This is a genomic window from Enterobacter sp. BNK-22 (genome assembly GCF_048684805.1).
Taxonomy (GTDB): Bacteria; Pseudomonadota; Gammaproteobacteria; order Enterobacterales; family Enterobacteriaceae; genus Enterobacter; species Enterobacter quasiroggenkampii.
The window spans coordinates 197,217-213,248 of record NZ_JBLQTT010000001.1; the positions used below are offsets into that span (position 1 = coordinate 197,217).

The 16,032-nt window shown below is 52.9% G+C and carries 13 protein-coding genes; 11 read left to right on the forward strand and 2 right to left on the reverse strand.

Annotation, left to right across the window (positions count from 1 at the left end):
* The first annotated feature begins 36 nt into the window (after window positions 1-36).
* Window positions 37-1,275: an alanine transaminase gene (gene alaC, locus ACMGGE_RS00905; protein ID WP_048029637.1), complete on the forward strand. Its 1,239-nt coding sequence runs from the start codon at window positions 37-39 to the stop codon at window positions 1,273-1,275.
* Between the two features lie 52 nt (window positions 1,276-1,327).
* Here alaC and ypdK read toward each other — a convergent pair whose 3' ends face one another.
* Both ypdK and lpxP read right to left on the reverse strand, forming a co-directional pair.
* On the reverse strand, window positions 1,328-1,399 hold the full coding sequence (gene ypdK / locus ACMGGE_RS00910) for a membrane protein YpdK (protein ID WP_099458937.1): 72 nt from the start codon (window positions 1,397-1,399) through the stop codon (window positions 1,328-1,330).
* Window positions 1,400-1,757: 358 nt separating this feature from the next.
* Window positions 1,758-2,678 (reverse strand): kdo(2)-lipid IV(A) palmitoleoyltransferase, encoded by a 921-nt coding sequence (gene lpxP, locus ACMGGE_RS00915; RefSeq protein WP_111967611.1) that lies wholly within the window; start codon window positions 2,676-2,678, stop codon window positions 1,758-1,760.
* 12 nt (window positions 2,679-2,690) lie between these two features.
* Here lpxP and ACMGGE_RS00920 point away from each other — a divergent pair, with 12 nt between their 5' ends.
* The 10 genes from ACMGGE_RS00920 (at window position 2,691) to ACMGGE_RS00965 (ending at window position 16,016) form a co-directional block, all read left to right on the forward strand.
* Window positions 2,691-2,828, forward strand: a complete 138-nt coding sequence (locus ACMGGE_RS00920; protein ID WP_159427010.1) for a hypothetical protein — start codon at window positions 2,691-2,693, stop codon at window positions 2,826-2,828.
* 640 nt (window positions 2,829-3,468) lie between these two features.
* Entirely contained in the window at window positions 3,469-3,966 is a 498-nt protein-coding gene (gene tssB / locus ACMGGE_RS00925) for a type VI secretion system contractile sheath small subunit (RefSeq protein ID WP_045909386.1), read from the forward strand.
* A 32-nt stretch (window positions 3,967-3,998) separates the two neighbouring features.
* On the forward strand, window positions 3,999-5,543 hold the full coding sequence (gene tssC, locus ACMGGE_RS00930; protein ID WP_045909385.1) for a type VI secretion system contractile sheath large subunit: 1,545 nt from the start codon (window positions 3,999-4,001) through the stop codon (window positions 5,541-5,543).
* Between the two features lie 18 nt (window positions 5,544-5,561).
* Window positions 5,562-6,899, forward strand: coding sequence for a type VI secretion system baseplate subunit TssK (gene tssK / locus ACMGGE_RS00935; RefSeq protein WP_343666353.1), 1,338 nt, complete (start codon window positions 5,562-5,564; stop codon window positions 6,897-6,899).
* Window positions 6,896-7,549 (forward strand): type VI secretion system protein TssL, short form, encoded by a 654-nt coding sequence (tssL, locus tag ACMGGE_RS00940; RefSeq protein ID WP_343666351.1) that lies wholly within the window; start codon window positions 6,896-6,898, stop codon window positions 7,547-7,549. Before tssK ends, tssL begins: the two co-directional genes overlap by 4 nt.
* A 3-nt stretch (window positions 7,550-7,552) precedes the next feature.
* Window positions 7,553-9,277, forward strand: a complete 1,725-nt coding sequence (locus tag ACMGGE_RS00945) for an OmpA family protein (RefSeq protein WP_343666350.1) — start codon at window positions 7,553-7,555, stop codon at window positions 9,275-9,277.
* 4 nt (window positions 9,278-9,281) lie between these two features.
* Window positions 9,282-9,773, forward strand: a complete 492-nt coding sequence (hcp, locus tag ACMGGE_RS00950) for a type VI secretion system effector Hcp (protein ID WP_023325816.1) — start codon at window positions 9,282-9,284, stop codon at window positions 9,771-9,773.
* 158 nt (window positions 9,774-9,931) lie between these two features.
* Entirely contained in the window at window positions 9,932-12,565 is a 2,634-nt protein-coding gene (gene tssH, locus ACMGGE_RS00955) for a type VI secretion system ATPase TssH (RefSeq protein WP_420293251.1), read from the forward strand.
* A gap of 25 nt (window positions 12,566-12,590) precedes the next feature.
* A complete protein-coding gene (locus ACMGGE_RS00960) occupies window positions 12,591-13,232 on the forward strand; it encodes a hypothetical protein (RefSeq protein WP_420293252.1) in 642 nt (213 codons plus the stop codon).
* Window positions 13,233-13,523: 291 nt separating this feature from the next.
* Window positions 13,524-16,016 (forward strand): type VI secretion system Vgr family protein, encoded by a 2,493-nt coding sequence (locus tag ACMGGE_RS00965; RefSeq protein WP_420293253.1) that lies wholly within the window; start codon window positions 13,524-13,526, stop codon window positions 16,014-16,016.
* The last annotated feature ends 16 nt before the right edge of the window (window positions 16,017-16,032 follow it).

Consider the following 16,032-nt stretch of genomic DNA (forward strand, 5'->3'; position numbering starts at 1 on the left):
GGACGGTCCGGGCGCTAACGTTAATCTGAGGAATCTATGGCTGAATTCAGTCCTGAACGCCGTTTTACGCGTATCGATCGTCTCCCCCCTTATGTTTTCAATATCACTGCTGAACTGAAAATGGCTGCGCGTCGGCGCGGCGAAGATATTATTGATTTCAGCATGGGTAACCCTGACGGCCCAACGCCGCCGCATATCGTTGAAAAGCTCTGCACGGTTGCCCAGCGTCCGGATACGCACGGCTACTCGACCTCTCGCGGTATTCCCAGATTACGTCGCGCGATCTCGCGTTGGTATCAGGATCGCTATCAGGTTGATATCGATCCGGAAAGTGAAGCGATTGTCACCATCGGCTCGAAAGAGGGGCTCGCTCACCTGATGTTGGCCACGCTGGATCATGGCGATACGGTGCTGGTGCCTAATCCAAGCTACCCGATCCACATCTACGGCGCGGTGATTGCCGGGGCGCAGGTCCGTTCCGTTCCGCTGGTGGAAGGTGTCGATTTCTTTAACGAACTTGAGCGTGCGATACGCGAAAGTTATCCGAAACCGAAGATGATGATCCTCGGTTTCCCGTCAAACCCAACCGCCCAGTGTGTGGAGCTCGATTTCTTCGAGAAAGTCGTCGCCCTGGCCAAGCGGTATGACGTGCTGGTGGTTCATGATTTAGCCTACGCTGACATTGTTTATGACGGCTGGAAAGCGCCTTCAATCATGCAGGTTCCGGGCGCGCGTGACGTGGCGGTCGAATTCTTTACGCTGTCAAAAAGCTACAACATGGCAGGCTGGCGTATTGGCTTTATGGTGGGTAACAAAACGCTGGTGAGCGCACTGGCGCGCATTAAGAGTTACCACGACTATGGTACCTTCACGCCGCTACAGGTCGCGGCTATTGCTGCCCTGGAAGGCGACCAGCAGTGCGTTCACGAGATTGCCGCCCAGTATAAGCGCCGCCGTGACGTGCTGGTAAAGGGCTTGCATGAAGCGGGCTGGATGGTGGAAATGCCGAAGGCGTCTATGTACGTCTGGGCAAAAATTCCGGAGCCATACGCGGCGATGGGATCGCTGGAGTTTGCCAAAAAGCTGCTGCAGGATGCGAAGGTGTGCGTATCACCGGGCATTGGCTTTGGTGATTATGGCGACACCCATGTGCGATTTGCCCTGATTGAAAACAGTGACCGCATTCGTCAGGCGGTGAGGGGCATCAAGAGTATGTTCCGGGCCGACGGCCTTCTTTCGTCGAAGAGCGTGTCTGAACATCCCGCGTCGACATGACATAAAAAAACAGGAGCCGATGGCTCCTGTTTTTTTGACTGCATGTTCTTCACTAGATCATCAGGGCAAAGGTTCCGGCCCAGACTAAAACAATCACCGAAATGCCCATAAAGAAATATTTCACGTTTCATCGCTCCGCGTATCTTGTGGTACGCATTTAAAAACAGAGTCCACCTGATTATAGAGAACTGAAATCCGGTCAAAACGGAAATGAGAATTTTCCCGTTACGCCGCTCACTCCAGCTCAGAATTCTGTGCTTTCCTGTTGCCAGACGGCGCTAATGTACGCCTAAAAATGAGGGGTGACAAGAGGGATTTTTTTAAATAATTTCCGTTACTTACGAGTGTCGTGGAACGGCGACAGTTTGATTTCGCATCGCAATAAATTCACTTTGGGCGACGCAATGAAAGACGATTTCTCAACGGGATGACAGGTGATTGAAAAGGTTAGTTTCTTAGCGAAACTAACCTTAATGAAAGGCTTAAATATAGAGCGAGGCTTCGCCAAGAGGGCGGGTTTTGAAACGACGATGCATCCACAGATACTGCTCTGGCGCACGCATGATTTCAGTTTCGATGACTTTATTGATAAACGCCGCGGCTTCGCACTCGTTTTCCGGATAGTTAGCCATTTCAGGAGAGATGTGCAGACGATAGCCTGATTTATCTGCTTTTCTCACCATCGTTACGGTCAGCATGGAGGCGCCTGACAAACGAGAGATGACAAAGGTGCCGTTAGTCGTCGCAACATCTTTAACCGCAAAGAAAGGCGCAAAGCTGCTGCCTTTACGTCCATAATCCTGATCGGGTGCAAACCAGACGGCTTCACCTTTCTTCAGGGCACCGACCATACCGCGCAGGTTATTACGGCTGATCATCGCCTTATTGGAACGCATGCGGCCACGCGTCTGGACCCACTCCATCAGCGCACTGTTGTGTGGTCGATAGGTCGCCATCATTGGCTGGCACAGGCCCATCACGCGGCCACCCAGTTCCAGCGACATAAAGTGAACGCCGACGACCATCACACCGCGTTTTTGCATCTGCGCGCGTTGCAGGTTATCCAGTCCTTCTACATCAAACCACTTACGGACACGCTCATCCGGCCAGAACCAGGCCATGCCGGTTTCAAGGAGCGCCATGCCGATAGACTTAAAGTTTTCAGCGATGAGCTTCTCGCGCTCTTCGGCATTGTACTGCGGAAAGCAAAGCTCAATATTTTTCCGCGCGATAGATTCGCGACGTTTCAGGAAGACGCGGGAAGCGCTGCCCAGTTTCGACCCCAGCAAACGCAGTACAGGGTACGGAAGTTGAACCAGCAGCCAGAGAACGCCAAGACCAAACCATGTAAACCAGTAACGCGGGTGTAAAAACGCGCGTTGAAATTTGGATTGAGACAAAATAGTGAAACCTATGTGAAGCCTGTAAAGGTAGCGCAGAGTTTGCGATACGACGTGCCGATAAGACCGTTCTTCAAGGTGATGGTTGCAGGCTTTACCGAACTTTACGGCGTTGCCTGGCCACTGCTGATTTGGGCGGGCGGCGTAATGTAGCACCGTTATACGATATGTGCTATTACTCGTTTTTGATTAAAAAAGCGACAGTTCGGAAGGTGATTGATTTTACAGATTTTATAGGCAGTCGCATGAAAGCGCCTTTCCTGCCTGAGCGGAAGGCAAAAGCGTTAGCGCTCATAGGGAAGTCGTAAAGAAAAAAAACGGTATTGTTGATTTGCGCCAAATTAAACATTTACGCCTTTATTTATTCCTCCGCATAATAAATAAGAAATTTCTTCGTGAAAATTCTTAAGCGTTATTCATACCATCAATGGAATAGCCATCTGCTTACATCCATTCCTGTCTTCTTTTAATCGTGCCGCAATAAGATATTGTCGTTCTTTCGCGCTTTTTGACGTTATGCTGTGATGCAAATCAAAACATGATGTTTTTATAAATATCTCTCTGGCTACAATCCCTTCTGCGATACAAATATTCGATTTGTGCGAAAAGAGCAGTTTCTTTTCCTGATTTAGTTGTCCTATTTACGATAATGTCTTAGTGGAAAATTCTTAAGAAAATTCTTGTATCGGATTAATGATCTGTGTATTTGATTTTGTTCCGATCATTATTCTATTATTGCGCATCAAGAACGATACCGTGAAGTTGGCATAGCAAAACAAAGAGGGATGATTAGATGGCTGACAGTTTTCAGAATGAGGTGCCTAAGGCACGTATTAACCTGAAGCTTGACCTGCATACTGGCGGAGCAAGCAAGAAAATGGAATTACCCTTGAAATTGCTTGTTGCGGGTGATTTCAGTAATGGGCAGGAATCTGCGACAATATCTGAGCGCGAAAAGATTAACATCACCAAAAATAATTTTGACAGCGTTCTTTCCGAATATTCCCCAAAAGTTAACCTGGCCGTTAAAAATACGCTGTCTGACGATGGTGGTGAGGACAACATTCAGCTGACTTTCCAGAGCATGAAAGATTTCACGCCAGAGCAGGTGGCTGCCCAAATTCCACAGCTGAAGGCGATGCTGGCAATGCGCAACTTGCTCCGCGATCTGAAAGCCAACCTGCTGGATAACCAGACTTTCCGAAAAGAGCTGGAGAAAATCGTTCTTGACCAGTCACTTAGTGCTGAGTTGCGAAATGAACTATCCGCACTGGCTTCAAAAAAACCTTAACCATCATGCTGTTTTAACGGATTAATCAAGGAATGCTCATGTCTGTACAAAATAATACTGCTGGCGGGGAAAGCGTGGTGCTGGAACGCCCTGCTGTGGGTGGGGTATACGCTTCACTGTTTGAGAAAATCAATCTGAACCCGGTCTCCGAACTGAGCGCGCTGGATATCTGGCAAGATGCGCAGGCGATGTCGGATGCGACCGCTGACGAGCGTCTCACCGCAGGTATGCAGGTCTTTCTGGAATGCCTGACCAAGGCAGGCTCGAAGGTCGAAAAACTGGATAAAAGCCTGATCGATCACCACATCGCTGAGCTCGATTACCAGATAAGCCGCCAGCTCGACGCCGTTATGCACCATGAAGAATTTCAGGCGGTTGAGAGCCTGTGGCGCGGCGTGAAGTCGCTGGTTGATAAAACGGATTTTCGCCAGAACGTAAAAATTGAGCTTCTGAGCATGTCTAAAGAAGACCTTCGCCAGGACTTTGAAGACAGCCCGGAAATTATCCAGAGTGGTCTCTATAAACACGCCTACATTGATGAATACGATACCCCGGGCGGCGAGCCGATTGCGGCGCTGATTTCCGCTTATGAGTTCGATGCTTCAGCGCAGGATGTCGCTCTGCTGCGCAACATCTCTAAAGTATCTGCGGCTGCACATATGCCATTTATCGGCTCGGCAGGCCCGAAATTCTTCCTCAAGGAGTCCATGGAAGACGTCGCGGCGATTAAAGATATTGGTAACTATTTTGACCGCGCAGAGTACATCAAGTGGAAATCGTTCCGCGATACGGACGACGCTCGCTACATTGGTCTGGTGATGCCCCGCGTACTGGGACGTTTACCGTATGGCCCGGATACTGTTCCGGTTCGCAGCTTCAACTATGTTGAAGAAGTCAAAGGTCCGGATCACGACAAATACCTGTGGACGAATGCGTCGTTTGCCTTCGCGTCCAACATGGTGCGTAGCTTTATCAATAATGGCTGGTGTGTACAAATCCGTGGCCCGCAGGCCGGCGGTGCGGTTCAGGATCTGCCTATCCATCTGTATGACCTGGGTACCGGCAATCAGGTAAAAATCCCGTCTGAGGTCATGATCCCTGAAACGCGTGAATTCGAGTTCGCGAATCTGGGCTTTATTCCTTTGTCCTACTATAAAAACCGCGACTACGCCTGCTTCTTCTCAGCCAACTCCGCCCAGAAACCGGCGCTGTATGATACCGCAGATGCAACGGCCAACAGCCGCATCAACGCCCGTCTGCCGTACATCTTCCTGCTGTCGCGTATCGCCCACTACCTGAAGCTGATTCAGCGCGAGAACATCGGTACCACCAAGGATCGCCGACTGCTGGAGCTGGAGCTGAACACCTGGGTCCGCAGTCTGGTGACCGAAATGACCGATCCGGGCGACGAACTTCAGGCATCTCATCCACTGCGTGATGCAAAAGTGGTGGTGGAAGATATTGAGGATAACCCGGGCTTCTTCCGCGTGAAATTGTATGCGATTCCGCACTTCCAGGTGGAAGGGATGGACGTCAACCTGTCGCTGGTTTCCCAGATGCCGAAAGCGAAATCGTAAGGCGAGGGGTGATCAGGGATGAAAATTTACCGCCCACTTTGGGAGGATGGGGCCGCTCTGGCCCCGCAACAGTTCCAGCAGCAGGTCCGCTGGAGTGAGCACGTTGCCAGCATGGTCGCCCGGATGGGTATTTCTCATCCCTGGGGCGTGGTTGCGGCAGAATTTGATGATGCTGCACTTGCGCTCTCGCGTCTGAATGCCATCCGTCTGGTCGTACGTTTCCAGGATGGCACGATTGTTGATACGGATCTGGCGGATAACATTCCGCCGGTCTGTGATTTGTCTGCCGCAAACGGCTCAGAGGCTGTTGAGGTGGTTGCCGCATTGCCGCTGCTGAGCGCCAGTGGTGGCAACCTCGATAACGGGCAGGATAGTGAACGCCCCCGTCGCTGGAAAGCCGAACGTGTGGTGGTGCAGGAACTGGCTGGTCATGAAAGCGGAGAACTCGCCATTCTACGTAATGCGCTAACACTGCGTCTGTCCAGCCAGGAAAACAAGGCATATTTAACCTGTCCGGTGACCCGCCTGGTGCGTAATGCTCAGGGGCAGTGGGGTCGGGATCCTGCTTTCATTCCCCCAATGCTTTCCGTTTCTGCAAGCCCGTCGCTGACTGCCGAACTGGGTGACCTGCTGGTTCGTCTGCAGGCCCGCCGCCGCCGCCTGATGTCCATGCGCCGTGAAAGCAATGAGCGGATGGCAGACTTTGCTGTCGCGGATGTCTCCCTGTTCTGGCTGCTGAATGCTCTGAACAGCGCCGAGCCGGTGTTAACGGAACTTCTGCAGACGCCCGATCGTCACCCGGAACTTCTGTATCGTGAACTGACCCGTCTTGCCGGCAGCCTGCTGACATTTTCACTGGAGCATGACGCCGGGGACATTCCTGCTTATCAGCACGATGCTCCTGAGCGGGTATTTCCACCATTGCTGGCATTGCTGGACAAGCTTCTGGAAGCGAGCCTGCCGTCGCGGGTAGTAAGTATCCACCTGGAGCATCAGGACCAGATCTGGAAAGGTGCTCTGCACGACGCGCGTCTGCGTGAAGGGGCGGACTTCTACCTCTCAGTACGTTCTTCCATGCCGAACCATGAGCTTCAGACAAAATTCCCGCAGTTGTGTAAAGCGGGCAGCTTTGATGATGTTTCGGATGTGGTGAATGTAGCGCTGAGTGGGATGCTTATTAAGCCTTTGACGCATGTTCCGGCCGCTATCCCGCTGCGCCTTGAGAACCAGTATTTCTCGCTGGATTTGAGCAGTGAGGCGGCTCGCGCGATGCTTGAAATGGGCTGTTGCACCTTCTATACCCCGCGCTCGCTGGGGAATGTTGATCTCGAACTCTTTGCGGTGCTACGTACATGAATAAATCTGAACTCAGTCAGATAGAACAGATCTTCTACCCGGGCTGGCTGATGGCCAGCCAGCTGCGGGGTGGTCAGGAAGTGCGTGACGGGGAAGAGCTCTATCGCCGTGCCTGCCGTCTGGTACGGGAGGCGAAAGCTGCGCTCACGGAGGCTGGTTACAGCGACATCAGCCGTGACCATATGGTGTATACCCTGTGTGCACTGCTTGATGAGAGCGTGATGAACCGGGGAACTACCGATGCTGGCTACCTGACCTGGCGCCGTGACCCGCTTCAGGCACACTTCTTTGGTACCCTCAACGCAGGTGAAGAGCTGTGGGAAAGGATCCGTAACCTGCTGAAAGAAGCAGCCCCTGATACCGCCGTCCTGACCTGTATGTACCGTGCTCTGCAACTGGGGTTCGTGGGACAGTATCGCGCTCAGGATGATGAGCGTAGGGAAGATATTGTTCGCGCTCTCGCAGAGCGGGTGCCCGCCTTCACATTGGCACAGGATGCCCCCATCGTGGCCCGCGCATCGCGTTTGCGCAGCGGCCGTCGCTGGTACTGGCTGAGCTGGGTTGTGGCCGCTGTCGCCCTGGCAGCGCTCTGGTTTTTCCTTTCGTCTTCGCTTACCGGGCTGGTAAGCCAGATCGTCAGGCTGGGGTAAGCGATGCGGGATACGTACCGAAGTCTGTTAACTGCCCTAGGGGCCATACTGGCGCTGTGGCTCATTCTGGGATTCTGGTCACTGTCCACAGGCAGCCGTGTAGCACTCGGTCTTCTGGTTGCTCTGGTGGCCGGAGTTATTTTCTGGTGCCAGTATCGGGGTTCTCTGGCGCGGGCAACCGCCGTTCGTGAGATTGTGGATGAAAGCCTGCCGCCGGAAGATTTTCAGGGGGCGGTTATCTTTGTCTGTGGTGATAACGCTCCACTCTTTGTGTCCGGAACCCGTCACCGGGAAACCCGGCAGGGCTGGTATCTGTGGGTAAAGGATGCAGAGCAACTACCGCTCTTTGCACAGCACCTGAGTTTGGTGCGCCCGGCTCTGGTGTCGCAAATCTCGGTCATGCTGGCGGTTGTGCCTGAGCAGCACATATCCAGCGATGATTTTACCCAGTCTCTTCGGGGCTGGCAGCGTGCTGTCGTCCAGTGTCGCGCGGCATTCGGCACGCTCCCTCCAATGTGGACCGTAACCTGGGTGTCACCACCGGCGGCGTATGCGGAAGCCGAGCCTGTCTGGTTTACCACGATAAGCCAGCAGAGCGGTATTCAGGTCTATCAGCCTGGTCAGGGCAATGTGTCACTGACGGAGTGGGCCCGGGATACTGGGTCAGACGGACGTTTTTCCCGTCTGAGTCAGGGCCTGTGGCTGGACAGTCTGCTTGCCTGGCAGAATAGCGCGGTGAATGACTTGTTGTCGGTACGGCGGGGTGAGTTACCCGTGATGAAGCCCTGTGTGCAGGGCATGTGCATGGTGCGGGTGAACGGTATCGCGGGCAATCTCTGGCAACAGCACATTACCTCTGTGACGGCGCTGCCACCGGATGCGGCCGTGACCACAGAGCCACTGCCGCTACCTGAACTGCTTCTGCCAGCGTTACCACGCCGACATGGTATTAGCCGTCGGAAGGTATTCTGGGGTTATGCCGGGCTACTCGGGGGTATTTTCCTTGCATTGGCGATGCTGGCGTCCTGGATGAACAACCAGCGCCTCATCCGTAACGTTGGCGATCATCTTGCACTGTATCACCAACTGAGCGGTAAGCCTGTTGAACCGAAACTGCATGCGCAGCAGCGTCTGCGGGCTGATGGTGCGTTGCTCGACGACTGGTTGCGTCGTGGGGAACCACTACGTTATCGCCTGGGACTATATCAGGGGCTGCGCCTGGTTCCGCTCGTTGAGGCCGCTCTCAGCGACTGGGCACCTCCGCCACCGCCTCCACCGGTTATTAAGAAAATCATCCAGGGACCGAAAACCATTCGCCTCGACAGCATGTCGCTGTTCGATTCCGGCAAGTCCGTGCTGAAAGCGGGTTCCACCAGGATGCTGGTGAATTCACTGGTTGGCATCAAAGCGAAACCGGGCTGGCTGATTGTCGTGTCTGGGCATACCGATAACACCGGCAATCCGCAGCTGAACCAGACGCTGTCTCTGAAACGCGCCGAAGCGGTGCGCAACTGGATGCGGGACACGGGCGACGTGCCCGAAAGCTGTTTTGCGGTGCAGGGCTATGGCGAAAGCCGTCCTGTCGCAACCAACGACACCCTGGAAGGGCGTGCGCTCAACCGCCGTGTCGAAATCAGTCTGGTACCGCAGGCCAACGCCTGTCAGATACCCGGCAAACACCCGGCGCCATCGCAGGATGATGGCGCTTCACTACACAATGGAGAGTAATTCCATGGCAATTCCTGTTTATCTTTGGCTGAAGGACGACGGCGGCGCGGACATCAAAGGGTCTGTTGACGTTCAGGATCGTGAAGGCAGCATCGAAGTGGTTGCACAGGAGCATAACCTGTACATCCCAACCGACAACAACACCGGCAAGCTGACCGGCACCCGTATCCACACGCCGTTCCTGTTCACGAAGGAAATCGATTCCTCCAGCCCGTATCTGTACAAGGCGGTGACAACCGGTCAGACCCTGAAATCCGCTGAATTCAAGTGGTACAAAATCAACGACGCGGGCCAGGAAGTGGAGTACTTCAACACCAAACTGGAAAACGTGAAGGTAGTGAAAGTGAATCCTGAAATGTATGACATCAAGGATCCTTCTAAAGAGAAGCACAACCACCTTGAGCGCGTTGAACTGCGTTACGAAAAAATCACCTGGACCTACAAAGACGGCAACATCATTCATTCCGATTCCTGGAACGAACGCGCCACGGCGTAATCCTGATGCGGGCAGGTTTTCCTGTCCGCAGTTTTTTGCTGAGTGCCTGAGATGCGGGCACTCAGCAAAGAAAAAACAATCTGCCTGCCTGACCTTATGCGCTTTGGTGAACAGCGAGGGGCGGTAGCGTGTCCAGGAACCGACAAAGAGAGAATCTCATGGAAAATCCAGCCATCCTGTTACGTCGTCTGAACCCTTACTGTGCCCGAGCGATGGAAGGCGCAGCTTCGCTCTGTCAGACCCGTGCCCATGCCGAAATTCTGCCGGAGCACTGGCTGCTGAAGCTGCTGGAGCAGGGGGAAGGTGACCTGACGGTGTTGGCGCGTCGCTATGAATGGGATATGGATGGCATTTGGCAGGATTTACTTGGCTGGCTCGACAGACAACCTCGCTCCGTGCGCCATCGGCCCCAGCTCTCTGATGACATCCAGACTCTGATGCAGCAAGCCTGGCTACTTGCCTCACTCAATGGCGAAGAGCACATTCGCAGCATCCATCTGCTGATGGCCTTGGTGGAAAAACCAAAACTGGCACGTTGTGACGGCCTTTGGCCGTTGTTAACGCTTGCTCAGAGCCAGCTGGAGCGCCTGGGACCGTTGCTGGATGCGCAATCGGATGAGCGTCCGGAAATGCAGCGCGAAGCCGAGCTGGCACAGAACCACGGTGGTGAGGTGGAGTTTGTCGGGCGTCCGGCTGGTGTGGAAATGAAAGAGGGGGAACTGAGCCCTGCGCTGCAGAACACGCTGGATAAATTCACCCTCGATGTCACCGCCAAAGCGAAGGAAGGGAAGATCGATCCGGTGTTTGGCCGTGACACAGAAATCCGTCAGATGGTGGATATCCTCTCTCGTCGCCGCAAAAACAACCCGATTCTGGTCGGCGAGCCGGGCGTGGGGAAAACCGCACTGGTTGAAGGTCTGGCATTGCGTATTGCCGAGGGGAATGTGCCTGAATCACAGAAAACGGTCACTCTGCGTACCCTTGACCTGGGCCTGCTGCAGGCCGGTGCAGGCGTGAAAGGCGAGTTCGAACAGCGGCTGAAAAACGTCATCGATGCGGTGCAGCAATCCCCGTCCCCGGTCCTGCTATTTATTGATGAAGCGCATACCATCATCGGCGCGGGCAACCAGGCGGGGGGCGCCGATGCAGCGAACCTGCTGAAACCGGCGCTGGCGCGTGGCGAACTGCGTACCATTGCGGCCACTACCTGGAGCGAGTACAAGCAGTACTTCGAACGCGACGCGGCCCTGGAGCGTCGTTTCCAGATGGTAAAAGTCGATGAGCCTGACGACGACACCGCCTGTCTGATGCTCCGTGGTCTGAAATCCCGTTACGCCGAGCACCATCACGTGCACATTACCGACGATGCGGTGCGCGCTGCTGTTACGCTTTCCCGCCGCTACCTCACGGGCCGCCAGTTGCCGGATAAGGCGGTTGATCTGCTTGACACCGCCGCAGCGCGCGTCCGAATGAGCCTCGACACGGTACCGGAACAGCTGACCTGCATTCGCTCGCAGATTACCTCTCTTGAAATGGAGAAGCAGGCGCTGCTGGAAGATATTGCTGTCGGCAATCAGAGCCATGGTGAACGCCTGACCGTCATTGAGCAGGAAGAGAACGCTCTTATCGTTGCTCTCGACGAGCTTGAAACGCAGTACGGGCAGGAACTGAAACTCACCGAACAACTGCTGGAAAGCCGCCAGGACATCTCCCGTCAAAGCGAGACGCGCACGCTGCAGCAGGAACTGAACGGCATGCAGCACAGCAACCCGCTGCTCTCTCTGGATGTTGACGTACGCACCGTTGCCAACGTGATTGCTGACTGGACAGGCGTTCCGCTGTCATCGCTGATGAAAGATGAGCAGACCGAACTGCTGACCCTCGAAAATGAAATGGGTAAACGTGTCGTCGGGCAGGATGTGGCGCTCGAGGCCATCGCCCAGCGTCTGCGTGCGGCAAAAACGGGTCTCACCTCCGAGAATGGCCCGCAGGGCGTGTTTCTGCTGGTTGGACCGAGCGGGGTGGGGAAAACCGAAACCGCGCTTGCGCTGGCCGATGTCATGTACGGCGGTGAGAAGTCACTCATTACGATTAACCTCTCCGAATACCAGGAGCCGCATACGGTTTCCCAACTGAAGGGCTCCCCTCCGGGTTACGTCGGTTATGGCCAGGGAGGGATCCTGACCGAAGCCGTGCGCAAGCGCCCGTATAGTGTGGTTTTGCTCGATGAAGTCGAAAAAGCCCACCGCGACGTGATGAACCTGTTCTATCAGGTCTTTGACCGCGGCTTTATGCGCGACGGCGAAGGACGTGAAATCGACTTCCGCAACACCGTCATTCTGATGACCTCGAATCTCGGCAGCGACCACCTGATGCAGCTGCTTGACGAACAGCCGGAGGCCAGCGAAGGCGATCTTCACGAGCTGCTGCGTCCGATACTGCGCGATCACTTCCAGCCGGCGCTGCTGGCCCGCTTCCAGACCGTGATTTACCGCCCCCTCTCGGAAGCAGCCATGCGTACCATCGTGGAAATGAAACTCTCACAGGTTAGCAAGCGCCTGCATCGACACTACGGCCTGAGCACGCACATTGATGAAAGTCTTTATGATGCGCTGACTTCAGCCTGCCTGCTGCCGGACACCGGCGCACGCAATGTCGACAGCCTGCTCAATCAGCAAATTCTGCCGGTGCTGAGCCAGCAACTGCTCACGCACATGGCCGCGAAGCAGAATCCACACAGCCTGACGCTGGGCTGGGATGACGAAGAAGGGATTGTGCTGGCGTTTGATTAACTGGTTTATCTAAAGGGTAGCAATTATGGACAGCGCAAAAGAGATTGCCAGAGATATGCTTGAGGCCATTCATATCGATGGGTCTGGGTTTATCGGTGCTGTGGCGAAAGGTGTTATTTCCTTACCCGTCAGCCTTGCCTATCTTGGCTATGATTTTATAGATACGGAACACCGCAGAGAGAATCAGGATGATAAATTTCGGTTAGCAGCACTGGTTAAAAAAGTAACTTTTAACGATGAGGTTATTTATAAGGTTATTAAACCATTTATAGATGATTTTGTTTCTCATGTAGACACGCATAAAATTTCACATTTTTCAAGAAATATATCTGGAAGTGTTATAGGTAAAATGATGTTCTCGCAGTTTACGGGGGTTAACCTCGGAAGGGTGATTATATCTCAAGGAGTTGGTGCCTTTTTTTCTGGTTCTATTGCTGGTGGTGTATTGGGAGTTGGTGCTGAAGCATCAAGATCTATTTATACATCGCGGTACTTGCGTGAAAGAAACCCCATAATGTATGAGAAATTAAACAGTATGGGTGATTTTGATCTTTTTTATTATCTTGTTGAGGACATTGTTAGGCCTTATGAGACGGCTTGTGAAATTGAAAAGATAAATCCTGAAGAGTTTAATAATGTCTGCGAATACTTCTTTGGAGGTTTATGAATATAAAAGATTTTATACTTATCATTGTTTCACGGATCGTAGCCAGTATCGGGATGACGCTAGGAACTATCAGTATGGTTTACTCTTTCTACTGTTTCTTTTTTTCAGCCGATCCTTACCGCTTTATTCTAGGTGGGGCAGGTATAGTAGCCTTTCTCATAGGTTATGGACTTTATAAATTCGCCTTGAAATATATTTATGATGAATGGAAGCATTATAGATAATATTTATCATGTTTGTTGAGTTTGGTTCTATTTAATATCATTCTAACCCAGGACAGGAATTATAGAAATGGAAAATACATTTAAAATGACAGAGGGTATCCTTAATCGCTATAAACTGGATATTCCTTCCTGCCCTTATCCATTGGATGTGGAACGTTTTGATGGTTTAGAACAAATGAGTGCTCTCTATCATTACACCATTCGTTTTACCAGTTCACATCCAGATCTTACGGCTGAAATGATGTTAAGTAAAACCGCTACGCTGAGCATGGGGGTGGGGAAACTATTAGATTCTGTTGTCGGTAAAATTGTTCATGGTGTGGTGACAAATTTCCGACGCCTGGCCGGTTCACGCGATCAGGTTACGTATGAAATTATTCTGGAACCTTTTATATCCTTACTGGATAAGCAGTTTCGTACTCACCGTTTCTTCGTCAACAAATCAGTGCCGGAAGTGGTAGAGCAAATTCTTGGCGAGCATGGTTTGAAGGGGTGGGAATATGAATTCAAGCTTAAACAAACCTACCCAAAACGGGAACAGATAAATCAGTACCAGGAAAGTGACCTCGCGTTTATCGAGCGTCTGCTGGCTGAGGTGGGGATTTTTTACTTCTTCACCCTGCAACCGGATACCCAGACTGAAGTGGTGCACTTTGCGGATAAGCAGAGCGCCTGGACATTCGGTAAAAAACTGCCACTTAATAGCCCTTCGGGCACCAATGACAATGCCGTTGACTCGGTGTGGGATATCCACGTCTGGCACAACGTGGTGGAACGTTCGGTCACCGCCAGCGACTATAACCATCGCGAAGCGCAGAATATTCTGACGTCCGTCCCGGCAGACATGACCCAGGGCGACGGTGACGGTATCACTTATGGTGATGTGTATCACTATCGTCCGCGTCACCTCGAGCGGGGTGACAAAATTACCCCTGCAACCGAAACCGGTAACTTCTGGGCTCGTCTGGAGCATGAACGTTTTTTGTCCGCCCAGACTACAGTGACCGGCAGCAGTACGGACCATACCCTGGGCCCGGCGCAGGTTCTTACCATTACCGAAACCGCTATCTCGCCGACACTACCCCGTGAAACGGAGAATGGTGTTGTTATTATCCGCACTGGCTACTACGGCAGCCGTAAGAATGCCTTGAAAGTGACATGGGTAGCGATGCCGTACTACGAGAACCGATGCTGGCGTCCAGCCGCGAAAAAGCGTCCGGTGGTCAGCGGCACCCTGATGGCGCGTGTGACCAGTGCCAAAGATAACGACATCTACGCCTGGCAGGATGCATCCGGCATGTACCGGGTGAAGTTTGATGCCGACCGTGATGATAAAAAGCAGGGCATGGAAAGCATGCCAGTGCGCTTTGCCAAGCCTTATGGTGGGGACAAATACGGATTCCACTTCCCGTTGATCCAGGGTACTGAAGTCGCCATTGCCTTCCATGAAGGCGATCCGGATCGGCCGTATATTGCCTATGCCATGCACGACTCCCGTCATGTGGACCACGTCACCGAGAAGAACAATACCCGCAACGTGATACGCACGGCTGGCCTGAACAAACTGCGGATGGAGGATAAGCGCGGCGAGGAGCACGTTAAGCTCAGTACAGAGTACGGGGGCAAGACGCAGCTCAATTTAGGGCACAATGTAGACGCTTCCAGGGATCTTCGTGGTGAGGGGGCAGAACTGCGCACCGACCGGCATGTTTCCATTCGTGGTGGTGCAGGGGTGTTCATTACCGCCGATAAACAGCCGTTTGCCGGCGATAAGATGCTGTCGATGCGGGAAGCGATATCTCAACTGGAAAATGCATTGAGTATTGCCAGAAGTCTTTCTGATGCTGCTGAAACGGCAGAGGCATTGCCAGCAGATATTCAGAGCCAGGTTAAGCTGACGGAGTCCCTGAAAGAGCTGGCCCGGCCAGGTATGGTACTGAATGCGCCGGAAGGGGTGAGTATCACCAGCCCGCAGGCAGTTCGTATGGCATCGGGGAGAGCAAGCGTCGGGATTATATCCCAGCAGAATACGGACATCAGTGCGCTGAAGCGCTTTACGGTGGCGGCGGGTGAAGCCGTGAGCATGCTGGCCCGAAAGGCCGGGATGAAACTCTTTGCGGCTAAGGGCAAAGTGGAAATCCAGGCGCAGGATGATGCGCTGGAGGCCATTGCCAAAAAGGACGTCACGGTGACCAGTACGGAAGGACGGATTGAGATCACTGCGGCGAAAGATATAGTGCTGAAAAACCTGGATGGCTCATTTATCCAGATAACGGGTAAGAACATCATACTTGGCTGTGAAGGTAATGTGCTGTGGAAATGTGCTAATGCGCAGAAAATGGGAACCGCAAACTATACCACTTCTGTACCGGAATTTCCCGGTGGATACAGTGAATATTTTGTTGCGCATGACGAAAAAACAGGACAGCTTGCTCCGAATACGCGCTATCGCATTACGACCAGTAAAGGCGATGTTTTTTCCGGCATAACGGATTCAGACGGGAATACTGCCGAAATATTCACGGCTTTATCTGACAAGATCAAAGTAGAACTTGGATAAGAAATCCAGATTTAAT